Source organism: Streptomyces sp. NPDC047002, assembly GCF_040704505.1.
Classification (GTDB): domain Bacteria; phylum Actinomycetota; class Actinomycetes; order Streptomycetales; family Streptomycetaceae; genus Streptomyces.
The window spans coordinates 122,318-147,133 of record NZ_JBEYWC010000004.1; the positions used below are offsets into that span (position 1 = coordinate 122,318).

The 24,816-nt window shown below is 72.4% G+C and carries 22 protein-coding genes and 1 pseudogene; 6 read left to right on the forward strand and 17 right to left on the reverse strand.

The features are described from left to right. Window positions 1-78 precede the first annotated feature (78 nt). Complete coding sequence (locus AB0910_RS06350; protein WP_366743376.1) at window positions 79-2,157, reverse strand: APC family permease; 2,079 nt, start codon at window positions 2,155-2,157, stop codon at window positions 79-81. 438 nt (window positions 2,158-2,595) lie between these two features. On the opposite strand from AB0910_RS06350, the gene AB0910_RS06355 reads away from it, so the two are divergent. After that, entirely contained in the window at window positions 2,596-3,264 is a 669-nt protein-coding gene (locus tag AB0910_RS06355) for a TrkA family potassium uptake protein (RefSeq protein WP_366743377.1), read from the forward strand. Further along, window positions 3,264-3,932, forward strand: a complete 669-nt coding sequence (locus tag AB0910_RS06360; protein WP_345640002.1) for a TrkA family potassium uptake protein — start codon at window positions 3,264-3,266, stop codon at window positions 3,930-3,932. The genes AB0910_RS06355 and AB0910_RS06360 overlap by 1 nt, the downstream gene beginning before the upstream one ends. 182 nt (window positions 3,933-4,114) lie before the next feature. On the opposite strand, the gene AB0910_RS06365 is transcribed toward AB0910_RS06360, so the two are convergent. From AB0910_RS06365 to dut, 10 genes are all read right to left on the reverse strand, one after another. Next, entirely contained in the window at window positions 4,115-4,906 is a 792-nt protein-coding gene (locus AB0910_RS06365; protein WP_366743378.1) for a DUF3159 domain-containing protein, read from the reverse strand. 3 nt (window positions 4,907-4,909) lie between these two features. Next, window positions 4,910-5,296, reverse strand: a complete 387-nt coding sequence (locus AB0910_RS06370; RefSeq protein WP_366743379.1) for an OB-fold nucleic acid binding domain-containing protein — start codon at window positions 5,294-5,296, stop codon at window positions 4,910-4,912. Between the two features lie 47 nt (window positions 5,297-5,343). After that, a complete protein-coding gene (locus AB0910_RS06375; RefSeq protein WP_366743380.1) occupies window positions 5,344-6,066 on the reverse strand; it encodes a response regulator in 723 nt (240 codons plus the stop codon). Between the two features lie 26 nt (window positions 6,067-6,092). Further along, window positions 6,093-8,636 carry a DUF4118 domain-containing protein gene (locus AB0910_RS06380; protein ID WP_366743381.1) on the reverse strand — a complete coding sequence of 848 codons (2,544 nt, stop codon included), beginning with the start codon at window positions 8,634-8,636 and terminating at the stop codon, window positions 6,093-6,095. Window positions 8,637-8,837: 201 nt separating this feature from the next. Then, window positions 8,838-9,530, reverse strand: a complete 693-nt coding sequence (gene kdpC / locus AB0910_RS06385; RefSeq protein ID WP_366743382.1) for a K(+)-transporting ATPase subunit C — start codon at window positions 9,528-9,530, stop codon at window positions 8,838-8,840. 5 nt (window positions 9,531-9,535) lie between these two features. Beyond that, window positions 9,536-11,635 (reverse strand): potassium-transporting ATPase subunit KdpB, encoded by a 2,100-nt coding sequence (kdpB, locus tag AB0910_RS06390; protein WP_366743383.1) that lies wholly within the window; start codon window positions 11,633-11,635, stop codon window positions 9,536-9,538. 32 nt (window positions 11,636-11,667) lie between these two features. Then, window positions 11,668-13,392 carry a potassium-transporting ATPase subunit KdpA gene (gene kdpA / locus AB0910_RS06395; protein ID WP_366743384.1) on the reverse strand — a complete coding sequence of 575 codons (1,725 nt, stop codon included), beginning with the start codon at window positions 13,390-13,392 and terminating at the stop codon, window positions 11,668-11,670. Between the two features lie 2 nt (window positions 13,393-13,394). Next, window positions 13,395-13,484, reverse strand: coding sequence for a K(+)-transporting ATPase subunit F (gene kdpF, locus AB0910_RS06400; RefSeq protein ID WP_366743385.1), 90 nt, complete (start codon window positions 13,482-13,484; stop codon window positions 13,395-13,397). 301 nt (window positions 13,485-13,785) lie between these two features. Next, window positions 13,786-14,586 carry a DUF3710 domain-containing protein gene (locus AB0910_RS06405; protein WP_366743386.1) on the reverse strand — a complete coding sequence of 267 codons (801 nt, stop codon included), beginning with the start codon at window positions 14,584-14,586 and terminating at the stop codon, window positions 13,786-13,788. 1 nt (window position 14,587) lies between these two features. Further along, complete coding sequence (gene dut / locus AB0910_RS06410; RefSeq protein ID WP_366743484.1) at window positions 14,588-15,100, reverse strand: dUTP diphosphatase; 513 nt, start codon at window positions 15,098-15,100, stop codon at window positions 14,588-14,590. Window positions 15,101-15,173: 73 nt separating this feature from the next. Between dut and AB0910_RS06415 the strand changes: the two genes are divergently transcribed. Continuing rightward, window positions 15,174-15,632, forward strand: coding sequence for a DUF3093 domain-containing protein (locus AB0910_RS06415; protein WP_366743387.1), 459 nt, complete (start codon window positions 15,174-15,176; stop codon window positions 15,630-15,632). 51 nt (window positions 15,633-15,683) lie between these two features. Here AB0910_RS06415 and AB0910_RS06420 read toward each other — a convergent pair. The 4 genes and pseudogenes from AB0910_RS06420 to AB0910_RS06435 all read right to left on the reverse strand — a co-directional run. Next, window positions 15,684-16,382: pseudogene (locus tag AB0910_RS06420) on the reverse strand (hypothetical protein); the annotation flags it as partial. A 346-nt stretch (window positions 16,383-16,728) separates the two neighbouring features. Next, a complete protein-coding gene (locus AB0910_RS06425; RefSeq protein ID WP_030350183.1) occupies window positions 16,729-17,025 on the reverse strand; it encodes a DUF4193 domain-containing protein in 297 nt (98 codons plus the stop codon). Between the two features lie 405 nt (window positions 17,026-17,430). Then, window positions 17,431-18,666: a HAMP domain-containing sensor histidine kinase gene (locus tag AB0910_RS06430; protein ID WP_366743388.1), complete on the reverse strand. Its 1,236-nt coding sequence runs from the start codon at window positions 18,664-18,666 to the stop codon at window positions 17,431-17,433. 5 nt (window positions 18,667-18,671) lie between these two features. Continuing rightward, on the reverse strand, window positions 18,672-19,325 hold the full coding sequence (locus AB0910_RS06435; protein WP_366743389.1) for a response regulator transcription factor: 654 nt from the start codon (window positions 19,323-19,325) through the stop codon (window positions 18,672-18,674). A gap of 394 nt (window positions 19,326-19,719) precedes the next feature. Between AB0910_RS06435 and AB0910_RS06440 the strand changes: the two genes are divergently transcribed. After that, window positions 19,720-19,893, forward strand: coding sequence for a hypothetical protein (locus AB0910_RS06440; protein ID WP_345640028.1), 174 nt, complete (start codon window positions 19,720-19,722; stop codon window positions 19,891-19,893). A 94-nt stretch (window positions 19,894-19,987) separates the two neighbouring features. Here AB0910_RS06440 and AB0910_RS06445 read toward each other — a convergent pair whose 3' ends face one another. Beyond that, entirely contained in the window at window positions 19,988-20,821 is an 834-nt protein-coding gene (locus AB0910_RS06445; protein ID WP_366743390.1) for an inositol monophosphatase family protein, read from the reverse strand. 11 nt (window positions 20,822-20,832) lie between these two features. Then, window positions 20,833-21,960 (reverse strand): ferrochelatase, encoded by a 1,128-nt coding sequence (locus AB0910_RS06450; RefSeq protein ID WP_366743391.1) that lies wholly within the window; start codon window positions 21,958-21,960, stop codon window positions 20,833-20,835. A gap of 142 nt (window positions 21,961-22,102) precedes the next feature. On the opposite strand from AB0910_RS06450, the gene AB0910_RS06455 reads away from it, so the two are divergent. After that, window positions 22,103-23,419: an MFS transporter gene (locus AB0910_RS06455; protein ID WP_366743392.1), complete on the forward strand. Its 1,317-nt coding sequence runs from the start codon at window positions 22,103-22,105 to the stop codon at window positions 23,417-23,419. Next, window positions 23,316-24,725 carry a D-arabinono-1,4-lactone oxidase gene (locus AB0910_RS06460; protein WP_366743393.1) on the forward strand — a complete coding sequence of 470 codons (1,410 nt, stop codon included), beginning with the start codon at window positions 23,316-23,318 and terminating at the stop codon, window positions 24,723-24,725. The genes AB0910_RS06455 and AB0910_RS06460 overlap by 104 nt, the downstream gene beginning before the upstream one ends. Window positions 24,726-24,816: the final 91 nt, after the last annotated feature.

Here is a 24,816-nt window from a genome sequence, read left to right on the forward strand (position 1 = left end):
AGGGGGAGTTTCGCTTTTCCGGGGCCCGCCCGCCGATTCCGGGGCCCCGCAGGACTCCAGGCGTGTTCTGGGCGCGCCTCAGCCCTTCTGCCCCGGCGTCCCGCCCGCGCCCGTGCTGGTCGGCTCCTTGCGGCGGACGTCGACCGGGCCGCGGCGCACCGAGCCGGGGGCGCTCCACTCCGCGCGCCTGCGGGCCCGGCGCTTGGCCAGCTCGGAGGACTCCAGCTGGTAGGGGACGGACGTGACCATGACGCCCGGCATGAACAGCAGCCGGCCCTTGAGGCGCAGCGCGCTCTGGTTGTGCAGCAGGTGCTCGTACCAGTGGCCGACGACGTACTCGGGGATGAAGATGCTGATCGCGTCGCGCGGGTTCTCCGTGCGGAGCGAGCGCACGTACTCGATGATCGGCCGGGTGATCTCCCGGTACGGGGAGTCGAGGATCTTGAGCGGCACATTGATGTCGCGCCGCTCCCACTCCTCGCGCAGGGCACGTGTCTCGGCCGGGTCGACGCTGATGCTGAGCGCCTCCAGCGTCCCCGTGCGCATCAGCTTGGCGTAGCCGAGGGCGCGCAGGGTGGGCCTGTGCACCTTGGAGACGAGGACGATGGAGTGGACGCGCGAGGGCTTCACCGTGTCCTCCGACGGGCCCTCGGGCGCGGCGAGCTCCTCGGCGATCCGGTCGTAGTGCTTCCTGATCGCCGTCATCGTGCCGTAGAAGATCACCATGCCGAGCACGGCGACCCAGGCGCCGTGGGTGAACTTGGTGGCGAGGACGACCACGAGGACGAGGCCCGTGAGGACCGCGCCGAACGCGTTGATGGCGCGCGAGCGGATCATGTGGCGCCGCTTGGCGGGGTTCCGCTCGGTGCGCAGGTGCCGGTTCCAGTGCCGGACCATGCCGGTCTGGCTGAGCGTGAAGGAGACGAACACGCCGACGATGTACAGCTGGATCAGCCGCGTCGAGTCGGCCCCGTAGATGACCACCAGCAGGGCCGCCGCGCCGGCGAGCAGGATGATGCCGTTGGAGAAGGCGAGCCGGTCGCCTCGGGTGTGCAGCTGCCGCGGCAGGTAGCGGTCCTGCGCGAGGATCGAGCCGAGCAGCGGGAAGCCGTTGTACGCGGTGTTCGCCGCGAGGAACAGCACGAGCGCGGTCGCCGCCGCCAGCACCACGAAGAGGAACGTGCCCTGGCCGAAGACGGCGGCGGCGACCTGGGTGATGACCGGGTCGACGACGAAGCCGCCGCCGACCGCGTGCCCGTCGGCGCGCAGCAGGTCGACGGCGGGGTTGTCCGCCATCCGCACCTTGGTGGTGATGGCGAGCGCCATGATGCCGCAGAACATCACGACGGCGAGGCCGCCCATGAGGGCCAGGGTGCTGGCCGCGTTCCTGCTCTTGGGCTTGCGGAAGGCCGGTACGCCGTTGCTGATCGCCTCGACGCCGGTCAGCGCGGCGCAGCCTGAGGAGAACGCCCGCAGCAGCAGGAACAGCATGGCGAAGCCCGCGAGCCCGGTGTGCTCGGGCTTGATGTGCAGGTGGGACGTGGGCGAGCGCATGGTGTCGCCGAGCGCGAGCCCCTTGAAGGCGCCCCAGGCGATCATCACGAAGACGCCGCCGACGAAGACGTAGGTCGGGATGGCGAAGAGCTTCCCCGACTCGCGCACGCCCCGCAGGTTCATCACGGTCAGCAGGGCGATGACGACGACCGCGCAGATCACCTTGTGCTGGACCACGAACGGGATCGCGGAGCCCAGGTTCTCGACACCCGAGGAGATGGAGACCGCGACGGTCATCACGTAGTCGACCAGCAGGGCGCTCGCGACGGTGAGGCCCGCCTTGGCGCCGAGGTTGGTGGTGGCGACCTCGTAGTCGCCGCCGCCGCTCGGGTAGGCGTGCACGTTCTGCCGGTACGAGGCGACGACGGTGAACATCAGGATCGCGACGGCGATCGTGATCCAGAGGGAGAAGTGGTAGGCCGACACACCCGCCACGGACAGGACGATCAGCACCTCGCCCGGCGCGTAGGCCACGGAGGAGAGGGGATCGGAGGCGAACACGGGCAGCGCGATGCGCTTGGGGAGCAGCGTCTCCCCGAGCTTGTCGCTGCGCAGCGCCCGCCCGATGAGGATCCGTTTGGGCACGTCGGTCAGTTTGGACACGGGGAGGATGGTATGCGTTCGAACAGCTGAGTGCGCAGCCAGCACCCGGAATCCTCGGTTTCCCTGCTCACACCGCACGCGACCCGCCGCGAACACACACCTCGGCGGTGTCGCGTGTCGCACCTGTGTCGGGCCTGCGGCGCCGCGTTCGTACGGGCCCCGCTGCCGCCCGGCGTGCGCGCGGTGAAAGCGGTGGCAGGCGGTCGCGCGGGTGCGCGGGCGGGTCCGCGCCGGTACGGGGATGGCGGCGGGCCGGGGGGTGCCGCATAAGCTCGTACGGCGGGGTCGTCACGCACGGCGCTCCCGTGGGTCTCTCCCGCTCGCACCAGCCCGGCGCGGTCCGGACGGCGGAGCCCTGGTGCCCGGCACGTCGACAAGGATGAGTGACAAGGTGTTTTCGCAGATCGGTGCGGCGACCAGGAGTGCGGGGTACGTCACGTGCACATCGTGATCATGGGATGCGGGCGGGTGGGCGCCGCGCTCGCGCAGACCCTGGAGGAGCAGGGCCACTCGGTCGCGGTGGTCGACCAGGACCCCACGGCGTTCCGCAGGCTCGGCGCCGGGTTCGGCGGCCGCCGGGTGAGCGGCGTGGGCTTCGACCAGGACACGCTGCGCGAGGCGGGCATCGAGGAGGCCGGGGCGTTCGCCGCGGTCAGCAGCGGCGACAACTCCAACATCATCGCGGCCCGGGTGGCGCGCGAGATGTTCGGCGTCGAGAACGTCGCGGCCCGGATCTACGACCCGCGCCGCGCCGAGGTCTACCAGCGCCTCGGGATCCCCACGGTGGCGACGGTGCGCTGGACCGCGGACCAGATGCTGCGGCGGCTGCTGCCTGCGGGCGCCGAGCCGCTGTGGCGCGACCCGAGCGGCGGGGTGCAGCTCGCCGAGGTGCACACGCCCGACACCTGGATCGGCCAGCGCGTGAGCAGGATGCAGGAGGAGACGGGCGTGCGGGTCGCGTTCCTCACGCGGCTCGGCGAGGCGATGCTGCCCACGTCAGGCACGGTCCTCCAGGAGGGCGACCTCGTGCACGTGATGATGCGGACGGACGAGGTGGAGAAGGTCGAGTCGGCGTTCGCCGCCGGCCCGGACGGAGGGCACAGCTGATGCGCGTCGCGATTGCCGGAGCGGGCGCGGTGGGCCGGTCCATCGCCGGTGAGCTGCTGGAGAACGGCCACGAGGTGCTGCTCGTGGACAAGGCGCCGACCGCGATCTCGGTCGAGCGGGTGCCGATGGCGGAGTGGCTGCTCGCCGACGCGTGCGAGATCACGTCGCTGGACGAGGCCGCGCTCCAGCGGTGCAACGTGGTCATCGCCGCGACGGGCGACGACAAGGTCAACCTGGTGGTGTCGCTGCTCGCGAAGACCGAGTACGGCGTGCCGCGTGTGGTGGCCCGGGTCAACAACCCGAAGAACGAGTGGCTGTTCAGCGAGGCGTGGGGGGTGGACGTGGCGGTGTCCACGCCGCGTCTGATGTCCGCGCTGGTCGAGGAGGCCGTGAGCGTCGGCGACCTGGTGCGGCTGCTGCGGTTCAGCCACGGGGACGCGAATCTGGTGGAGCTGACGCTGCCGCCGGAGTCCGCGATCTCGGGCACGCAGGTCGGGGACGTCACCTGGCCGGAGGACACCTCGCTGGTGACGATCATCCGCGGGACGCGGGTGCTGACGCCGAGCCCCGAGGAGACCCTCGAAGCCGGTGACGAGCTGCTGTTCGTGGCGGCCCAGGCCCGCGAGGAGCAACTGGAGGAACTCCTCTCGGTCCACCGCGAGCCCTGACCCGTACCGCCCCGCGGCCCGCTCCCCCGCGGCCCGGCCCGCGCGTCGCCCCGGCCCGCGCGGGCCGCATCGCGCGTCCCACACCCCCGGTTCCGTACGGGCCCCTGCAGGCGCGGCTGCGCCCCCGGCGCGTGAGGGCGGCGGGGGCGCTGCGGCGTGCGAGGCGAGGGGAGCCGGGGCGGCTACGCCTCCCTGCGGTGGCGGGCCGGGCCCTTGGCGGCCGGCTCCTCGGGGGCGGCGGCCGGCGCCGTGCCCTCCGTGCGGGCCTTCTCGGCCGCCTCCGCCGCCTCCATCTCGGCGAACACGTCGATCGGCGCGGGCGCCTTCGCGAGGAAGACCCAGGTGAGCCAGACCGCCAGCAGGAACGGCGGAATCTTCAACGACACCAGCACCCAGCCGAGCTGCGCGGTGTCGGCCCACAGGTAGAGCGGGAAGAGGATCGCGCACTTGGCGAGGAGGATCAGCCCCCAGGCCCAACTGGACTTCGCGTAGGCCTTCTTGCGGCCGGGGTTGCGGGTGCGCCAGGAGAGGTTCTCCTTGAAGATCGGGCCGAGGATCAGGCCGATCAGCGGGACGCCCGCCATGGTCGTGACGAGGTAGGCCACGGCGAGGCCGAGCGTGTAGATCATGCCCGGCAGGTAGAAGTCCTTGGCGTTGCCTGTGATCATCGCGAAGACGACGCCGAAGGCCACACCGAAGACGCCGCTGAAGGCGTGCTTCACGGTGTCCTTGCGCACCAGCCGCACCACGACCAGCACGAGCGACACCGCGAGCGCGGCGATCGCGGACGTCTTCAGGCTCTGGTCGACGGTGTAGATCGTGACGAACAGCAGGCCGGGCAGGACGGTCTCGACCATCCCCCGCAGGCCGCCGAACGCCTCGAAGAGCGCGGCTTCGGTGACCGCCCTCGCGTCGTCGGAGGAACCGCTCGCAGAGGGCTCTGCCGACTCCGCGGGCTTGTCCAGTGACGTCACGGACTACTCCTGTCCGAGCGGTCGCAGCTCGTATCGGGGGTTGAAGAGGACCCGGCGGCCGTGGCTCATCGAGATCCTGCCGTACGCGGTCATCCTGCGGCCCGGCTCGATGCCCACGATGGAGCGCCGGCCGAGCCACACCACGTCGAGCAGCGCGGTGCCGTCGAACAGCTCCGCCTCCAGCGCGGGCACGCCCGCACGGGGCCGGAAGGTGACCGTCCGCAACGTACCAGTGACACGCGCCATCTGGCGGTCGTCGCACTCGGCGATGCGGGTGCAGCCGGATGCCTGGGCGTCCTCCCGCAGCTCCTCGGACTCAAGGTCTTCCTGGGAACTGGAGAGCCGGTCGAGCATCCGGCGGAACCGGCCGGTGGCCTTCTCAGCACTCATACCTAGAGCGTACCGGGGCCCGAGGGCCCCCATGCCTCCTGGTCGAATCATCGTTCGAAGCGGTAGCCCATGCCCGGTTCCGTGACGAAGTGCCGGGGGTGGGACGGATCCTGTTCGAGTTTGCGCCGCAGCTGCGCCATGTACACGCGCAGGTAGTTCGTCTCGGTGCCGTAGCTCGGGCCCCAGACCTCCTGGAGGAGCTGCTTCTGGCTGACGAGGCGGCCCGCGTTGCGTACGAGCACTTCCAGGAGGTGCCACTCGGTGGGGGTGAGGCGGACGTCGCGTCCTTCGCGGTGGACCTTCTTCGCCGCCAGGTCGACGGTGAAGTCCCCGGTCTCCACGACGGCGACCCCGTCGTCGCCGTCCGCAGCGACCGGCTGCGCCCTGCGGACCGCGGCGCGCAGCCTGGCGAGCAGCTCGTCCATGCCGAAGGGCTTGGTGACGTAGTCGTCGGCGCCCGCGTCGAGCGCCTCGACCTTCTCGTCCGAGGTGTGGCGCGCGGAGAGCACCAGGACCGGCACGCGCGTCCAGCCGCGCAGCCCCCTGATGACCTCGACGCCGTCCATGTCGGGCAGGCCGAGGTCGAGGACGACGACGTCGGGGTGGCGGGCCGCCGCGAGCTCCAGCGCGGACGCGCCGTCGGCGGCCGCGTCCACCTCGTACTTGCGGGCCCTGAGGTTGATCACCAGGGCGCGCACGATCTGCGGCTCGTCGTCCACCACGAGCACCCGGACGGGGGCGCGGGGTTCTCCCCCGGCGGGATGCGGCATGCCTGTCTGCCTTTCTGCCTGCCGGGTCACGAGGCGGCCTCGGCGGGGACTCCGGGGCGTGCCGGGGTGTCCCCCGCGGCCGCCTTGAGGGTGAGGACCATGGTGAGGCCGCCGCCCGGGGTGTCCTCGGCCGCCAGGGTGCCGCCCATGGCCTCGACGAAGCCGCGGGCCACGGCGAGGCCGAGGCCGACGCCCGCGCCGCGCGGCGCGTCGCCGTGGCGCTGGAAGGGCTCGAAGATGCGGTCCTTGGCGTCGTCGGGGACGCCGGGGCCGCGGTCGGCGACGCGCAGCTCCACGCGGTCGCCGATGGCGCTCGCGGCGACGGAGACGGGCCGCCGCGCCGGGCTGTACTTGACGGCGTTCTCGACGATGTTGGCGACAGCGCGCTCCAGCAGCCCGGCGTCGACGGCGACCATCGGGAGCGTCTCGGGGATGTCCGGGTCGACGCTCTCCTCCTCCACGCCGACCAGCGCCATCGGGACGACCTCGTCGAGGTCGACGACGCGGATCATCGGGGTGACGGTGCCGGTCTGGAGGCGGGTGATGTCGAGGAGGTTGCCGACGAGGTGGTCGAGCCGGTCCGCGCCGTCCTCGATGCCTTCGAGCAGCGCCGCCTCGTCCTCCCGCGACCAGTCGACGTCCTGCGAGCGCAGCGAGCTGACGGCGGCCTTGATGCCGGCGAGCGGGGTCCGCAGGTCGTGGCTGACGGCGGCGAGGAGCGCCGTGCGGATCCGGTTGCCCTCGGCGAGCTCGCGGGCGCGCGCGGCCTCGCCGATCAGGCGCTGCCGGTCGAGTACGACGGCGGCCTGTGCGGCGAAAGCGGCGAGGACGCGCCGGTCCTCGGCGGGCAGCACGCGGCCGGAGAGGGCGAGCGCCATGTGGTCGCCCACCGGCATGTCCACGTCGGCGTCCTCGGGGCGCAGGCACGGCTCCGGCCCGACGCTGCCCGCGCGGGTCCACGGGTCGACGTCGCTGCTGCGTTCGAGGAGCGCGACCGACTCCATCGCGAACGTCTCCCGCACGCGTTCGAGCAGCGCGTCCAGGGTGGTCTCGCCGCGCAGGACGCTGCTCGCAAGGAACGAGAGGATCTCGGACTCGGCTCTGAGCCTGGCCGCCTGGTGGGTGCGGCGTGCGGCCTGGTCGACGACGGACGCGACGCACACGGCCACCGCGAAGAACACCACGAGCGCGACGATGTTCTTCGGCTCCGCGATGTCCAGCGTGTGCGTCGGCGGCGTGTAGTAGAAGTTCAGCAGCAGCGAGCTGAGGGCCGCGGAGGCCAGCGCGGGCAGCAGGCCGCCGAAGAGGGCGGCGAGCACCGTCATGAACAGGAAGAGCAGGACGTCGTTGGAGAGCCCGAGCGGGTCGGAGAGCGACGAGAGCAGCAGGGTGAGCAGGACCGGTGCGACGACGGCGAGCAGCCAGCCCCAGATGATCCGGGAGCGGCCGAGGCGCGCGCCGCGGGCCACGGGCAGGCCGCGGCCCTTGGCGACCCGGTCGTGGGTGACGATGTGCACGTCGAGGTCGGGGCCCGAGTCGCGGGCGACGGTCGCGCCGACGCCGGGCCCGAACACGTACTGCCAGGTCTTGCGGCGGCTTGAGCCGAGCACGATCTGGGTGGCGTTGACGCCGCGTGCGAAGTCGAGCAGCGCGGAGGGGATGTCGTCGCCTATGACGTGGTGGAAGGTGCCGCCGAGGTCTTCTAGCAGGGTCCGCTGGACGGCGAGTTCCTTGGGCGAGGGGGCGGTGAGGCCGTCGCTGCGGGCGATGTAGACGCCGAGGATCTCGCTGCCCGAGCCCTTGGCGGCCATCCGGGCGGCGCGGCGGATCAGGGTGCGGCCCTCGGGGCCGCCGGTCAGGCCGACGACGATGCGCTCCCTCGCCTGCCAGGTGGAGCGGATGTTGTGCTCGCCGCGGTACTGCTGGAGGTACTCGTCGACCCGGTCGGCGACCCAGAGCAACGCCAGCTCGCGCAGCGCGGTCAGGTTGCCGGGCCTGAAGTAGTGGGAGAGCGCGGCGTCCATCTTGTCGGGCTGGTAGATGTTGCCGTGCGCCATGCGGCGGCGCAGCGCCTCGGGCGACATGTCGACGAGCTCGATCTGGTCGGCGCGCCTGACGACCTCGTCGGGGACGGTCTCGCGCTGGCGGACGCCGGTGATGGTCTCCACCACGTCGCCGAGTGACTCCAGGTGCTGGATGTTGACGGTGGAGACGACGTCGATGCCCGCCTTGAGCAGCTCCTCCACGTCCTGCCAGCGCTTGGCGTTGCGGGAGCCGGGGACGTTGGTGTGCGGCAGCTCGTCCACCAGGGCCACGGCGGGCCTGCGGGCCAGCACGGCGTCGACGTCCATCTCGGTGAGGGCGGCGGCGCGGTACTCGGTCCGCCTGCGCGGCACCTGTTCGAGGCCGTGCAGCAGGACCTCGGTGCGCGGCCTGCCGTGGTGCTCGACGAAGGCCACGACGACGTCCGTGCCGCGCTCCGCCCTGCGGTGGGCCTCGGAGAGCATCGCGTACGTCTTGCCGACGCCCGGTGCGGCGCCGAGGTAGATCCGAAGCTTGCCGCGTCCCATGGCTCCATTGTCTTCCGGTGCTTCCCGGTACGAGCCGGTACGAGCCGGTACGTCCGGCGCACTGGCCGCGCCGGCGGATTCGACGCTACCCCCGCCCACCAGGAGGAAAGGTACGGGAAGGGGGCGCGAGGGGGCGTCTTGACACGATTCTGACGGCGGCCGCGGCCCCGCCGCGAGGGGCGGGGCCCGGCGCCGGCGAGGTCAGCGGCCGTGGGCCCCGGCCAGGTCGCGCACGGCGATGTTGAGCTGCAGGACGTCGACCCTCGGGTCGCCGACGAAGCCGAGGAGCCGGCCCTTGGCGTGGTCGTCGACGACCTTCCTGACCTGCGCGACGCCCAGGCCGTTGGCTCTGGCCACCCGGTGGACCTGGAGGTCCGCGTACGCGGGCGAGATGTCCGGGTCGAGCCCCGAGCCCGAGGACGTGACCGCGTCCGCGGGCACCTGGGAGGGCTTGACGGTGTAGCCGGGCACGGAGTTCTCCTCGGCCACGGCGGCCCTGCGGTCCCGCACCGCCGAGATCAGGTCCTTGTTGTCGCCCGCCAGGTTGGAGGCCCCGGAGACCAGCAGGTCGTACTGCGTGTTGACCCCGCCTGCCCGGTTGGAGCCGAGCCCGGCGGAGGGGCGCGGCTGGAACCAGCGCGGGTCGGGCTCCGGCGTCTGCTGTCCCTTCTTCAGGGGCAGGTCGTACGTCTGCCCGATGGAGGAGGAGCCCGCGACCCTGCCGTGGTCGGTGATCTCGGATCCTTCGGCCCTGCCGGGGAAGGCGGCCTGCGCGATCCCGGTGACGGCGAGGGGGTAGAGGACGCCGGTGACGAGGCTGAGGACGAGCAGGGCGCGCAGCCCGGCCCACAGGAGCCGGACGGTGCCGCGGGCGGAGGTGGTGGTGTGTGCCATGGGGATCACCGGATGCCGGGGACGGTGGACAGGAGAAGGTCGATGGCCTTGATGCCGACGAAGGGCGCTACCAGTCCGCCGAGCCCGTAGACCAGCAGGTTCCTGCGGAGCATCCGGTCGGCGCTCTGCGGCCGGTAGCGCACGCCCTTCAGGGCGAGCGGCACGAGTGCGACGATGACCAGCGCGTTGAAGACGACCGCGGACATGATCGCGGACTGCGGCGAGTCGAGCCGCATGATGTTGAGCTTGTCGAGGCCCGGGTAGGCCGCGGCGAACATCGCCGGCAGGATCGCGAAGTACTTCGCGACGTCGTTGGCGATGGAGAAGGTCGTCAGGGCGCCGCGCGTGATGAGCAGCTGCTTGCCGATCTCGACGATCTCGATGAGTTTCGTCGGGTCGGAGTCCAGGTCGACCATGTTCCCGGCCTCCTTGGCGGCCGAGGTGCCGGTGTTCATGGCGACGCCGACGTCCGCCTGGGCGAGGGCGGGGGCGTCGTTGGTGCCGTCGCCCGTCATGGCGACGAGCTTCCCGCCTGCCTGCTCGCGCTTGATCAGCGCCATCTTGTCCTCGGGCGTCGCCTCGGCAAGGAAGTCGTCCACGCCGGACTCGTCGGCGATCGCCTTCGCGGTGAGCGGGTTGTCGCCCGTGATCATGACGGTTCTGATGCCCATGCGCCGCAGCTCGTCGAAGCGCTCGCGCATGCCGTCCTTGACCACGTCCTTGAGGTGGACGACGCCGAGCACCCGGGCGCCGCGGGCGTCCGTCTCGGCGACCAGCAGCGGGGTGCCGCCGGCCGCGGAGATGCGCCGGGTCAGGGCCTCGGCGTCCTCGGGGACGGTGCCGCCGTGGTCGCGGACCCAGGCGACGACCGAGCCCGTCGCGCCCTTGCGCACCCGGCGCAGGGCGCCGTCCGCGCCGAGGTCGACGCCTGACATCCGCGTCTGCGCGGTGAACCCGATCCACTCGGCGCCCTCCAGGTCGCCCTGGCTGCGCTCGCGCAGCCCGTAGCGCTCCTTGGCGAGCACGACGACGGAGCGCCCCTCGGGGGTCTCGTCGGCGAGGGAGGACAGCTGCGCGGCGTCGGCGAGCGCCTCCTCCGCCACGCCCGGGACGGGCACGAACTCCGCCGCCCTGCGGTTGCCGAGCGTGATGGTGCCTGTCTTGTCGAGCAGCAGCGTCGAGACGTCGCCCGCGGCCTCGACCGCGCGGCCGGACATGGCGAGCACGTTGCGCTGCACGAGGCGGTCCATGCCCGCGATGCCGATCGCCGAGAGCAGGGCGCCGATGGTCGTCGGGATCAGGCAGACAAGCAGCGCGATCAGCACGATGCTGCTCTGCGGGTCGCCCGCGTACGAGGCGAACGGCTGGAGCGTGACGACGGCGATCAGGAAGACGATCGTGAGGGACGCGAGCAGGATGTTCAGCGCGATCTCGTTGGGCGTCCTCTGCCGCGCCGCGCCCTCCACCAGCTTGATCATCCGGTCGATGAAGGTCTCCCCCGGCATGGTGGTGATCCTGACGACGACGCGGTCGGAGAGGACCTTCGTACCGCCGGTGACCGCGCTGCGGTCCCCGCCCGACTCGCGGATCACGGGGGCGGACTCGCCGGTGATGGCCGACTCGTCGACGGACGCGACGCCCTCGACGACATCGCCGTCGCCGGGGATGACGTCGCCCGCCTCGCACACCACCAGGTCCCCCACGCGCAGGTCGGTGCCGGGGACGCGGTCCTCGACGCCGCCGCTCAGCCGGCGCGCGACCGTGTCGGTCTTGGCCTTGCGCAGCGTGTCGGCCTGCGCCTTGCCGCGGCCCTCCGCGACGGCCTCCGCCAGGTTGGCGAAGACCGTCGTCAGCCACAGCCAGGCGGCGACGGCCCAGCCGAACCAGTCGCCCGGCGTCCTGAAGGCGTAGACCGTGGTCAGTACGGAACCGATCTCGACCACGAACATGACGGGAGACGTGACCATCAGCCGCGGGTCGAGCTTCCTGCACGCCTCGGGGAAGGACTTCAGCAGCGCCGAGGGGTCGAAGAGGCCGCTTTTGACGCGCCCGCTGTCCGCGGGCCCTTCCCGGTGCGGCGCGGGGGCCTGGGGGGCGGTGGACATGGGGGCGTCCTCTTGCTCCTGACGGGACGGGGTCACGACGCGAGCCCTTCTGCGAGCGGGCCGAGCGCAAGGGCGGGGAAGTACGTCAGGCCCGTGACGAGCACGGTCGTGCCGACGAGGAGGGCCGCGAACAGCGGCTTGTGGGTGCGCAGGGTGCCCGCGGTCTCGGGTACGGGCCGCTGCTCGGCGAGCGATCCTGCGAGCGCCAGCACGAAGACCATCGGCACGAAGCGGCCGAGCAGCATCGCGAGGCCGATCGTGGTGTTGTACCAGTCGGTGTCGGCGTTCAGGCCCGCGAAGGCGGAGCCGTTGTTGTTGGCGCCCGAGGTGAAGGCGTACAGGATCTCGGAGAAGCCGTGCGCGTGGGAGCCGGACACCGCGGTCGCCGCCGTGTTGAGCACCGAGTCCTGCGGGGTCGACAGCGCCACGGACAGGGCGGTGAGGACCAGCACCAGCATGGGCGTGACCAGGAGGTAGAGCGCCGCGCACTTCATCTCGCGCGAGCCGATCTTCCTGCCCAGGTACTCGGGCGTGCGGCCGACCATCAGACCGGCCACGAACACGGCGATGACCGCGAGGACCAGCATGCCGTACAGGCCTGACCCGACGCCGCCGGGCGCGACCTCGCCGAGCATCATGCCGAGCATGGCCAGGCCGCCGCCGAACCCGGTGTACGAGGAGTGGAAGGAGTTGACGGCGCCGGTCGAGGTGAGCGTCGTGGCCGTGCCGAACAGCGCGGAGCCGCCGACGCCGAACCTGGTCTCCTTGCCCTCCATGGCGGCGCCCGCGGCGTCGAAGGCCGGGCCGCCGTGGTGGAACTCCGTCCACAGCATCAGGGCGGTGAAGCCGATCCAGATCGCGGCCGTCGCGGCGAGGATCGCGTACCCCTGCCTGACCGAGCCGACCAGCGTGCCGAAGGTGCGGGTCAGGGCGAAGGGGATGACGAGGATCAGGAAGATCTCCAGGAGGTTCGAGAGCCCGTTGGGGTTCTCGAAGGGGTGCGCGGAGTTGGCGTTGAAGTAGCCGCCGCCGTTGGTGCCCAGTTCCTTGATGGCCTCCTGGGAGGCGACGGCTCCGCCGTTCCACTGCTGCGGGCCGCCCGTGAACTGGCCGACCTCGTGGATGCCGGCAAAGTTCTGGATGACGCCCGTCGCGGCCAGCAGGACCGCGCCGACGAGCGCGAGGGGCAGCAGGATCCGGACGGTGCCGCGCACCAGGTCGGCCCAGAAGTTGCCGAGCTCTCCGGTGTGCGGGGAGGTCCCTCCGCCCGAGCGGAGCCGGGCGTGCGGGAGGGCGAAGCCGCGTACGAGGGCGATCGCCACGGCCATGCCGACGGCTGCCGACACGAAGTTCTGCACGGCGAGGCCACCGGTCTGCACGAGGTGGCCCATGGTCTGCTCGCCCGCGTACGACTGCCAGTCGGTGTTGGCGACGAACGAGGCGGCGGTGTTGAACGCCTGGGCCGGGCTCACGGCGGCGAAGCCGAGCGAGCCGGGCAGCACGCCCTGGAGGCGCTGCATCACATACAGGAACACCACACCGACCAGCGAGAAGGCGAGGACGCCGCGCAGGTAGGCGGGCCAGCGCATCCCGGTGTCGGCGTCGGCGCCGACGCACCTGTAGATCCACTTCTCGACCCGCAGGTGCTTCTTCGCCTGGTAGACGCCTGCCATGTAGTCGCCGAGCGGGCGGTAGGCCAGCCCGAGTGCCGCGACCAGGGCCAGCAGCTGGAGCACGGCGGAAGGTACGGGGCCCATGCTCAGAACCTCTCGGGGAGGACGAGCGCCACCACCAGGTAGACCAGCAGGGCGGCGGCCACGGCGAGCCCGATGATGTCCTCTGCGCTCACAGCTTCGCCACCGCCTTCGCGACGACGGCCACCAGCGCGAACGCGGCGAGCGCGGTGAGGACGAAGGCCACGTCGGCCATCGTGTGCTCCTAGGTACGGGAGGGAAGTTCCTGACGTCTTGAGGAAACCCCCGGCGGAGGAGCAGGTGACGCGCGTTGACGCGTCCCGTACGGCACGGGCCGCGGCTTTGACGGAGTCCGTACGCCGCACCCCGTGACCTGCGGCGGACCGCAGGCACGGCGAAGGGCCGCACTCCGTGGGGAGTGCGGCCCTCGGCGGGTCGGCGCTGACGCGGTGCGGCTCAGCGCACCTCGGTGATCTCGGGCCCGCGCTGGAGCTGGCCCATGCCGCCGGAGAAGCGGGAGCCCTCCTGCTCCTCCTGCTGCACGCCCTCGGGGACCATCTGCGCGTCGTTCGGCAGCTTCAGCACGATCGGGTCGCGCGGGGCCATCGGGCCCTCGCCGCGCACGACGACGGTGTCGAGGAAGACCTGTTCGAGCAGGCCCGCCGCCTCGGGCTGGACCGCGCCCTGGCCCGAGATCACGCCACGCAGGAACCAGCGCGGGCCGTCGACGCCGACGAAACGCACCATCTGCACCCCGCCCGTGCCGTCGGGCAGCTGCACGGGCACCTGAGCCCGCAGCTCCCAGCCGAGCGGGCCCTCGACCTCGTCGATGATGCCGCCCTGCTGGGTGATGCCCGTGGCGATCTCCTCGCGGACCTCGCCCCAGATGCCCTCGCGCTTGGGCGCGGCGAACGCCTGGAGCTGCACGGCGCTGTCGCGCAGCACGACCGTGGCGGCGACGATCGCGTCGCCCGCGACCTCGACGCGCAGCTCCATGCCCTCGACCCCGGGCACGAACATGCCGCCGAGGTCGACCCTGCCCTCGTCGGGCCTTGAGACCTCGGAGATGTCCCAGGGGCCGTCGGGGCGGGGCGCAGGAGGGAGGTTCGCGCGGCGGCCGCCGTCGTCCTCGGACGGGTCCTGCTCCTGGACCGTCACGTCTTCGCCGGCCTCAGTGCCGTCGAGGAGCGTCGCGTCCTCGCCGGCCGCGTCCGTCGCGTCCTGTGCGGAACCGTTCTTCTTGCGACGTCCGAACACGTCACTGTCCTTCCCGGTCGGATACGACCGAAGCGTATCGATTCCCACCCTGTGAACCGTCCGTGGCGGCATGACCACCGGTGGACCCGAAGCCCCCCTCGGCCCGAGCGGAACCGGGCAGCTCCGCCACCTCGTGGAAGCGGACCTTCTCGACCTGCTGGACCACCAGTTGGGCAATCCGGTCGAACCGCTCGAACCGCACGCTCTCGCGCGGGTCCAGATTGACCACGATCACCTTGATCTCTCCACGGTACCCGGCATCCACCGTCCCGGGGGCATTCACGAGAGCCACCCCGCACCGGGCGGCGAGGCCGGAGCGCGGGTGCACGAAGGCCGCGTACCCGTCCGGCAGGGCGATGGACACTCCGGTCGGCAGTACCGCGCGCTCGCCGGGCGCCAGCTCGGCCGCCTCGGTGGTCACCAGGTCAGCTCCGGCGTCGCCCGGGTGCCCGTAAGCGGGGATCGGCACCTCGGCGTCGACGCGGCGGATGAGGACGTCAACGGGGGTTCTCAGTGGGGTGTGGCTCACATGCGCAGACCTTACCCGCGCGAAGGCTCCCACAGGCCGGCATGCCAAGCTGGCCCTCATGGAGCCTTCCGCCGTGCGTTACGAAGAGCGCCTCACCGCGCCGAAGTCCTGGTGGGTCATCGCCGGTCTGTTCGGCGTCTGCGGGGCACTGATCCTGCTTCCACTCGGCCCGGTCCCGATGCTCGCCGGCCTGGTGGGCGCGGGCGCGGTCGCGATGGGCTGCGTCAGCTCGTACGGCTCGGTGCGCATCCGCGTGGTGGGGGACTCCCTGGTGGCGGGCGACGCGAAGATCCCGCTGTCGGCGCTCGGGGAGCCCGAGGTGCTCGATCCGGAGGAGACCAGGGCCTGGCGGCTGCACAAGGCGGACCCGCGGGCGTTCATGCTGCTGCGCAGCTATGTGGCCACGGCGGTACGGGTGGAGATCACGGACCCGGCCGACCCGACGCCCTACGCGTACCTGTCGACGCGGGACCCGCGGGGGCTCGCCGCCGCGCTGGACGGCGCGCGGGCGCTCTGACCCGAGCGGTCCCGGCCGAGCCTTCCGACCGCCGGGCCGGGCGGCGCCGGGTCAGTCGTCGAGGCCCTTCGGCAGCTCGGGCGGCAGCTCGGCGGGCGCCGGGCGCTCGATCGGCGGGAGCGCGGGCAGGTCGTCTCAGGCCACCTGCTTCTTGCGCAGGTCCTTGCGCACGTGCTCGGCGACGTGCCGGGTGTCCCTGCGGTTCATCATCGCGCCGACGGCGGCGCCGATCATGAACGGGACCAGGTTGGGGAGGCTGCGCACGGTGCGCTTCATGATCTGCTGGCGCAGCTCGCGCTTGACGGTGTTGCTGAGGGCGCCGTTGAACGTGGTGGGCCTGGTGACGTCCACGCCGCGCTCCTCGGTCCACGCCGTCACATAGGCGAGGCCGCGCTCTCTGATGCCGCCGGGCGGGCGCCGTCCGTAGACCTCGTGCAGCTCGGCGATGAGCTTGATCTCGATGGCGGCGACGGCGGTGATCTCGGCGGCCAGCTCGGCCGGGAGGGCCGGGGGCACGGGCAGCATCGCGGCGGCTCCGACGCCCGCGCCGACCGTGGCGCTGCTCGCCGCGGCGCCCGCCACGAGCTTGTCCGCGATCTCCTCGGGGCCCAGCCCGGGAAAGTGTCCGCGCAGGGTCTCCAGGTCGCGTACCGGAATGCGCGGTGCGATGTCGAGGATGCGGTCGGCGACGAATCCGAGGCCGGCCTTGGCGCCTGCCCCGCCCCTGCGTACGCCCCGCCGCACGGCGTCGAAGCGCCCCTTCGTCCTGGGGGGCTCCGCCGTGCCGTCCTGGCCCGCGGAAGCGCCGGTGTCCTGGTCCGCAGCTCCGAGCGAGGCCGGCAGGCCCCGCTCGCCGTCCTGTGCGCCGCCGCTCGGGGGCAGGGGGGCGGCACAGTGTCCGGAGCGCTCGGGGGCCTTCGAGGCGCCCGCCGCCGTGTCCTCGCCGCCCTGATGCGCCGGGGTCGAAGCCTGGTCGGACTTCGGCCCGAAGCGCCGTTTCCCGGACTTCCGGAAATCCCTCGCGTCCCGTGAGTCCCCGGAATCCCGGGAGTCCCGTGACTTCCCGGAAGAGGAGTCGCCTGCCACGGTGGCCCGATCAGTCGCAGTCGCGGCAGATCGGCTGGCCGTTCTTCTCGCGGGCCAGCTGCGAGCGGTGGTGCACGAGGAAGCAGCTCATGCACGTGAACTCGTCCGCCTGGCGGGGCAGGACGCGGACCGAGAGCTCCTCGTTGGAGAGGTCGGCGCCGGGCAGTTCGAGCCCTTCGGCCTGCTCGAACTCGTCGACGTCGACCGCGGAGGTCGACTTGTCGTTCCGCCGGGCCTTCAGCTCCTCCAGGCTGTCCTGGTCGACGTCGTCGTCGGTCTTGCGTGGGGTGTCGTAGTCGGTAGCCATCTCAGTGCTCTCCCCCTGTGGGTGTCTGTGGTGTCTCCAGCGCACGTAACGCGTGAGAGGCCGGACTTGTGCCCGACCTGAGGCGGAGATTTTGCCTCACATCAAGGTCTGTTACTCAATCGACACCCAAAAGCGCTGCTCACGGATGATCGGCTCCGGGTGGCGAAGGGGACCGTACACGGTCCTGAGGTCGTGCGACGCAGGCACCACCCCGTGTACTTCCCGTGATCTCACCCCTCGGAAACCCGGACGTTACCGGCCTTCCGACAGATGTTTGATCACTGAACGTAGATGAATGCGAAAACATTCCTGTGATCCCTCGCACAGGAGACCGATCGCGCACCAGGGCGAAATTCCGCGCAAAGCGAACAGATTCGGGGCTCCTGTGGCACCTGAGGCACGGGGTCACATGGGCAACGTGACACGCATCACGAGTCCGCCTCCCTCGCGCGGATCTGCCACGATGCGCCCTCCGTGCGCCCTGGCGACCGAACGTGCGATGGAAAGGCCCAGGCCGACGCCCTTGTCGCTGCCGGTGCGCTCGGTCCGCAGCCGCCGGAACGGCTCGAACAGGTTGTCCACCTCGTAGGCGGGCACGACGGGCCCCGTGTTGGAGACCTCCAGGACCGCCTGACCCTGCTCGACGTCCGTGCGGACCTCGACCCAGCCGCCCTCCGCCACGTTGTACCTGACGGCGTTCTGCACGAGGTTGAGCGCGATCCGCTCCAGCAGCACCCCGTTGCCCTGGACGACGGCGGGGCCGCAGTGCGCGCGCACCTCGACGCCCTTCTGCTCGGCCTCCGCGTACGCCTGGTCGACGGCGCGCGTGGCGACCTCGGCCAGATCGACCGGTTTTCGCTCCACCAGCTCGTTCTCGCTGCGGGCCAGGAGCAGCAGCCCCTCGACGAGCTGCTCGCTGCGCTCGTTGGTGGCGAGCAGCGTCCGGCCGAGCTGCTGGAGCTCCACCGGCGCCCCCGGGTCGGAGAGGTGCACTTCGAGGAGTGTCCTGTTGATCGCGAGCGGTGTCCTCAACTCGTGGGAGGCGTTGGCCACGAACCGCTGCTGCGAGGAGAAGGCGCGCTCCAGGCGCTCCAGCATCTCGTCGAAGGTGTCGGCGAGCTCCTTGAACTCGTCGTCGGGCCCGTCGAGCTCGATGCGCCGCGACAGGTCGGAGCCGACGACGCGGCGCGCCGTGCGGGTGATCCGGCCGAGGGGCGAGAGGACCCGTCCCGCCATCGCGTACCCGAAGGCGAACGCGATGACCGTCAGGCCGACCAGCGCGAACAGCGAGCGGGTGAGCAGGTCGTCGAGGGCCTGCGCGCGCTCGTGGTTCACGCACTGGTTCATGGCGCTGTTGAACTGGTCGGCGGTGGTGAGGCCGCCGAAGTTGCAGACCTTGCTGGTGATGGTGCCGGAGACGATCTGGAACGGCAGGTCGCTGCCCACGTTCAGCGCCTGCGCGGCCAGCAGGTAGATGATCGAGAGCAGCAGGATGCCGGCGATCAGGAACATGCCGCCGTACAGCAGCGTCAGCCGTATCCGGATCGTGGGGCGCAGCCACGGCACGACCTGCTCCGCGGGCCGGCGCGGGTCCCAGGTCGGCTTCGGCGGCGCCTCGGGCGGCGTCGGGTGCGAGGCCACGGCGGTCAGATCCGGTAGCCGGAGCCGGGCACCGTCACGATCACGGGCGGCTCGCCGAGCTTGCGGCGCAGCGTCATCACCGTGACCCGCACGACGTTCGTGAACGGGTCGGTGTTCTCGTCCCACGCCTTCTCCAGCAGCTGCTCGGCGGAGACGACGGCGCCCTCGCTGCGCATGAGCACTTCGAGTACGGCGAACTCCTTGGGCGCGAGCTGGATCTCGGCGCCGTCGCGGAAGACCTCGCGCCTGTTGGGGTCGAGCTTGATCCCCGAGCGTTCGAGCACGGGCGGCAGCGCCGCGGTGGTCCTGCGGCCGAGCGCGCGGACCCTGGCGGTCAGCTCGGTGAAGGCGAACGGCTTCGGCAGGTAGTCGTCCGCACCCAGCTCCAGCCCCTCGACGCGGTCGCTGACGTCCCCTGCGGCGGTCAGCATGAGGACGCGGGTGGGGATGCCGAGCTCGATGATCCTGCGGCAGACGTCGTCCCCGTGGACCAGGGGGAGGTCGCGGTCGAGCACGACCACGTCGTAGTCGTTGACCCCGACCCGTTCGAGGGCGGCCGCCCCGTCGTACACGACGTCGACCGCCATGGCCTCCCGGCGCAGTCCGGTCGCCACCGCATCGGCGAGCAGCTGCTCGTCCTCGACGACGAGTACACGCACGTCCGTGTTCCTTCCTCCGAGACCCCGTGCCCCTCGCCGGGGCAGGCGTCACCATGCTGCTTGCGCCCCCATCCTGCCCTTTTCACGCGTAAACCGGCGGTAAGGCGCAGGCGGGCCGAGGGCGGCGGGCACCCGCGGCTGTCGCCGGGCGGGCGGCGGGGCGAAGATCCGGCGGGAATAGCCGTGAAGACCGGAGAAGTTGAGGTTTCCTGCGCGCCCGGCATGGGGATGAGCCCTTCACACCCGAGATCACGCCCGAGCGCGGCCGCTCCTTCCGCGTTCTGTTTTCCAGTAGGCAGAGGGATCGTGATCACCCGCCGTCGGCACTTCCGTGCCACCCGACACCACCACGTCGGCACACCCCCGTGCCACTGACCCACGACGAGGGGGCGCAATGGACGCATTCACCGCAGGACTGCTGCAGCGCATAAGGACGACCGAGACCGATCTGACCAGGGCACGCGAAGAAGGCGACGACTTCCTCGCCGACGTCGAGCAGGAAGAGCTGGAGGACCTGCGCCGGCTCGCCGCGGAACACGGCGTCGAGGTGGGCGCGGCCGGCGTGTGAGCGCAGACCGCCCGCCGCCGTGGCGGAGACGTGAGGGGCCCCGGTGCCGAGGGGATCGGCACCGGGGCCCCTTCGCGTGCCGGGGCGAGCCGGTTCAGTCGTGCCAGGCGCCGTACTCGTCGAGCAGGGCCTGGAGGGGGCCGAAGACGCCGGGCGAGGCGGCCACGGTGAGCCCGTCGTGCGGCCGCTCCCCCGGCCTGCCCCCGGTGAGGGCGCCGGCCTCGCGGGCGATCAGGTCGCCCGCCGCGTAGTCCCAGGGGTGCAGCCCGCGCTCGTAGTAGCCGTCGAGGCGTCCTGCGGCCACGTCGCACAGGTCGATCGCCGCCGAGCCGGCCCGCCTGATGTCCCGCAGCTGCGGGATCAGCCGCTGGGCCACGGCCGCCTGGTGGGCGCGGACGGCGGTGACGTAGTTGAAGCCGGTCGAGACCAGGGCCTGGTCGAGGAAGGGCGAGGGGCGGACGGCGAGGCGCCGCTCCCCCGCCCAGGCGCCGCCGCCGCGCACCGCGCGGAAGGTCTCGCGGCGCATGGGCGCGGCGACGACGCCGACGACGGTCTCGCCGTCGCGCTGCGCGGCGATCGACACGGCCCAGGTGGGCAGCCCGTACAGGTAGTTGACGGTGCCGTCGAGCGGGTCGACCACCCAGCGGACGCCCGAGGTCCCCTCGGTGCTCGCGCCCTCCTCGCCGAGGATCCCGTCGTCGGGGCGGTGGCGGGCGAGGAAGGCCGTGATCTGCTTCTCGGCCGCGATGTCCATCTCGGTCACCACGTCGATGGGGCTGGACTTGGTGGCGGCGACGGCGAGGTCCTGAGGCCTGCCGTCGCGCAGCAGGGCGCCCGCCGCCTCTGCCGCCTCGACGGCGAGGGCGAGCAGCCGCGCGGTGAGCTCGGGATCGGGGTCGGTGTACGGGTCGTGCGACGCGTCGCTCACGCGGGGCTCCTTCAGGCGTACGGGCTGTCGGCGCCCGCCGCGGCGGGCCTGGGGGCGCGTGCCGGGCAGCACCCGACGGGACACAGGTCGTGGTCGGCGCCGAGGGCGCCGAGCGCGCACCGCTCGCGCGGCTCGCCCCGCTCGGTCGCCGCGCGCTCGACGACGAGGTCGCGCACGGCGGCCGCGAAGCGCGGGTCGGCGCCGACGGTGGGCGAGCGGCGGACCGGGAGGCCGAGTTCCGCGGCCTTGGCCGTGGCCTCCGTGTCGAGGTCGTAGAGGACCTCCATGTGGTCGGAGACGAAGCCGATGGGCACCATGACGACGGCGGGGGCCCCCGCGCCGTGCAGGGACTCCAGGTGGTCGCAGATGTCCGGTTCGAGCCAGGGCGTGCCGGGGGCGCCGCTGCGGGACTGGTAGACGAGCTCCCAGGGGTGCTCGACGCCGGTCTCCTCGGTGACGGCCGCGGCGACCACGCGCGCCACGTCGAGGTGCTGGGCGACGTAGGCGCCGCCGTGGCCGTGGCCCGGCTCGGGGCCCGAGGTGTCGGCCGCGCCGGTCGGGATGGAGTGGGTGGTGAAGGCGAGGTGGGCGCCGTCCCGCACCTCGCCCGGCAGGTCGGCGAGCGAGGCGAGGACGCCGTCGATGACGGGGCGCACGAACCCCGGGTGGTTGAAGTAGTGCCGGAGCTTGTCGACCCGCGGCAGCGCGAGCCCCTCGGCCGCCAGGGTCGCGAGGGCGTCCGCGAGGTTCTCGCGGTACTGGCGGCAGCCCGAGTAGGAGGCGTAGGCGCTGGTGGCGAGGACCGCGATCCTGCGGTGGCCGTCGAGGACCATGCCGCGCAGGGTGTCGGTGAGGTACGGCGCCCAGTTCCGGTTGCCCCAGTGCACGGACAGGCCGACGCCGTGCTCGGCGAAGTCCTTGCGCAGGGCGTCGAGGAGCGCCCGGTTCTGCTCGTTGATCGGGCTCACTCCGCCGAACAGGTAGTAGTGCTGCCCCACCTCCTTGAGCCGCTCACGCGGGATGCCGCGTCCGCGGGTCACGTTCTCCAGGAACGGAATGACGTCATCCGGTCCTTCGGGGCCGCCGAAGGACAGCAGCAGGAGGGCGTCGTAGGGGGTGGTGTCTGGGTGCTCGGGCATGGTTCCGATCCTCCCACCGCGCGCATATCGCGTCACAACCGGCACCGCGGAGCTCGTAACCTGTACGGGCGCGTACGGTTCCTTACCGCGGCGCCCCTTCTTCCCACCGCATGTCCCCACCACAGCAGCGCCGGAGGGTGCCGTGGCCAGTCCGTACCGCGAGATCTTCGCCGCCCCCGGCGCCTGGAAGTTCAGCGCGGCGGGGCTGCTCGGCAGGATGCCGCTCTCGATGACCGGCATCGGCGTGGTGACGATGGTCTCGCAGCTGACGGGGCGCTACCGGCTCGCCGGCGCGCTGTCGGCGACGATGGCGATGTCGGTGGCGCTGCTCGGGCCGCAGGTCTCCCGGCTCGCCGACCGGCACGGGCAGCGGCGCACGCTCAGGCCTGCGGCGCTGCTCTCGGCGGTGGCGCTCGCCGGGCTGCTGGTGTGCGCCGCCGGGCGCGCGCCCGACTGGACGCTGTTCCTCTTCGCCGCCTGCACGGGGTGCGTGCCGAGCGTGGGCGCGATGGTGCGGGCCCGCTGGGCGGCGCTGCACCGGGGCGGGGGCCGGCGGCTGCACGCGGCCTACTCCTGGGAGTCGATGGTCGACGAACTCTGCTTCGTCGTCGGCCCGATCATCTCCATCGGTCTTTCGACGTCGTGGTTCCCCGAGGCCGGGCCGCTGGTCGCCGGGGTGTTCCTGCTGGCCGGGGTGGCCTGGCTGTGCGCCCAGCGCTCGACGGAGCCCTCGGTGCACCCGCCCGCAGAGCACGGCGGCCGCTCCGCGCTGCGCTCGGCCGGGCTCCAGGTGCTCGTGGCCACCTTCGTGGCGACGGGTGCCGTCTTCGGCGCGGTCGACGTGGTGACCGTGGCCTACGCGGACGAGCTGGGGCACAAGGGCAGCGCCAGCCTGGTGCTCGCCGTGTACGCGCTCGGCTCGTGCCTCGCCGGCGCGCTGTTCGGCCTGGTGCGGCTCTCGGGCCCGGTGGCGCGGCGCTGGCTCGTGGGCGTCCTCGCGATGGCCGTGAGTATGATCCCCCTCCAACTGGCCGGGAGCCTGCCGCTCCTGGCCGCGGCGCTGTTCGTCGCGGGGCTCGCCGTGGCACCGACCATGGTGTCGACGATGGGCCTCGTCGAGGCGCACGTGCCACGCAGCGCGCTGACCGAGGGCATGACCTGGACGAGTACCGGGCTCGCCGTCGGCGTCGCACTCGGCTCGTCGGCCGCCGGCTGGGTGGTCGACGCCGCGGGGGCGCGCGCGGGGTACGCGGTGCCCGGTGCGGCGGGGGCGGTCGCGGCCGTGGTGGCGCTGCTCGGCCACCGCCGGCTGACCAGGCCGGCCACCGTGTCCTGGCGGAAAGGGCGTGAGGCCGATGGAGTCCCGCAGCACCTCGGAGAACAGCGCGAACAGGCCGACGGGGCCGGGCGCGGCGGTGAGGACCAGGACGGCCAGGAGGCCGCGGCTCCGGTGGCGTGACCCCGGCGCGCAGGGACCCTGGCGCAACTGGGCGGGCAACGTCGCGGCGCGCCCCGCCCGCACCGCGGCCCCCGGTTCCGCAGCGGAGGTCGCACAGGTGGTGCGCGCGGCGGCGGCGGACGGGCTGAAGGTGAAGGCGGTCGGCACGGGCCACTCCTTCACGGCGGCCGCGGCCACCGACGGCGTACTGATACGCCCCGACCGGCTCACCGGCATCCTCGCGCTCGACCGCGCCGCGGGCACGGTCACGGTCGCGGCGGGCACCCCGATGCGCGCGCTGAACGCGGCGCTCGCCCGCGCGGGGCTCTCGCTCACGAACATGGGCGACATCATGGCCCAGACGGTGGCGGGCGCCGTCTCCACCGGCACGCACGGCACCGGCCGGGCGTCCGCGTCGATCGCGGCACAGATCACGGCGCTCGAACTGGTCAGGGCCGACGGGACGCCGCTGCGCTGCTCGCGGGAGGAGAACCCCGACGTGTTCGCGGCGGCCCGGGTCGGGCTCGGCGCGCTCGGCGTGCTGACGTCGGTGACCTTCGCCGTCGAGCCGGTCTTCCTGCTGACGGCGCGCGAGGAGCCGATGGGCTTCGAGCGGGTGCTCGCCGAGTTCGACGAGCACGTCGCAGGGAACGAGCACTTCGAGTTCTACTGGTTCCCGCACACCTCGAACTGCAACACCAAGCGCAACAACCGCAGCGCGGGCCCCGCGGCGCCGCCCGGCCTGCTGCGCGGCTGGCTCGACGACGAGGTGCTGTCCAACGGCGCGTTCAAGGTCGCCTGCTCGGTCGGCCGGGCCGCGCCGGCCGCGATCCCCGCGATCGCCCGGGTGTCGAGCCGCGCGCTGTCGGCCCGTACGTACACGGACATCCCCTACAAGGTGTTCACCTCGCCGCGGCGGGTGCGCTTCGTGGAGATGGAGTACGCCGTGCCGCGCGCGGCGGCGCCCGCGGCGCTGCGCGAGCTGAAGGCCGCGGTGGACCGCTCGCCGCTGCGGGTGAGCTTCCCCGTGGAGGTGCGCACCGCGCCCGCGGACGACATCGCGCTGTCGACGGCCTCGGGCCGGGACAGCGCGTACATCGCCGTCCACCTCTACCGGGGCACGCCGCACCAGGCGTACTTCGGCGCGGTGGAGCGGATCATGGTCGCGCACGGCGGGCGGCCGCACTGGGGGAAGCTGCACTCGCGGGACGCGGAGTACCTGGCGGGGGTCTATCCGCGGTTCGGCGAGTTCACCACGGTGCGCGACCGGCTCGACCCCGACCGGGTCTTCGGCAACGACTACCTGCGGCGCGTGCTGGGCGGGTGAGCCGGGGGCGCGCGGCTCCTCCGGAGAACATACGTACCTTTGCACCCCGTTCGCCGCGCTCGGTGGGCTTACGCCCGGCCTGCCCTTCCGG

Excerpts from the sequence above, each read along its gene's own strand:
- AB0910_RS06360 (WP_345640002.1), top strand. The coding sequence starts at position 3,264 with ATGCGCGTCGCGATTGCCGGAGCGGGCGCGGTGGGCCGGTCCATCGCC.
- AB0910_RS06370 (WP_366743379.1), bottom strand. The coding sequence starts at position 5,296 with ATGAGTGCTGAGAAGGCCACCGGCCGGTTCCGCCGGATGCTCGACCGG.
- AB0910_RS06375 (WP_366743380.1), bottom strand. The coding sequence starts at position 6,066 with ATGCCGCATCCCGCCGGGGGAGAACCCCGCGCCCCCGTCCGGGTGCTC.
- AB0910_RS06380 (WP_366743381.1), bottom strand. The coding sequence starts at position 8,636 with ATGGGACGCGGCAAGCTTCGGATCTACCTCGGCGCCGCACCGGGCGTC.
- kdpC (WP_366743382.1), bottom strand. The coding sequence starts at position 9,530 with ATGGCACACACCACCACCTCCGCCCGCGGCACCGTCCGGCTCCTGTGG.
- kdpB (WP_366743383.1), bottom strand. The coding sequence starts at position 11,635 with ATGTCCACCGCCCCCCAGGCCCCCGCGCCGCACCGGGAAGGGCCCGCG.
- kdpA (WP_366743384.1), bottom strand. The coding sequence starts at position 13,392 with ATGGGCCCCGTACCTTCCGCCGTGCTCCAGCTGCTGGCCCTGGTCGCG.
- AB0910_RS06415 (WP_366743387.1), top strand. The coding sequence starts at position 15,174 with ATGGAGCCTTCCGCCGTGCGTTACGAAGAGCGCCTCACCGCGCCGAAG.
- AB0910_RS06425 (WP_030350183.1), bottom strand. The coding sequence starts at position 17,025 with ATGGCTACCGACTACGACACCCCACGCAAGACCGACGACGACGTCGAC.
- AB0910_RS06440 (WP_345640028.1), top strand. The coding sequence starts at position 19,720 with ATGGACGCATTCACCGCAGGACTGCTGCAGCGCATAAGGACGACCGAG.
- AB0910_RS06450 (WP_366743391.1), bottom strand. The coding sequence starts at position 21,960 with ATGCCCGAGCACCCAGACACCACCCCCTACGACGCCCTCCTGCTGCTG.
- AB0910_RS06460 (WP_366743393.1), top strand. The coding sequence starts at position 23,316 with ATGGAGTCCCGCAGCACCTCGGAGAACAGCGCGAACAGGCCGACGGGG.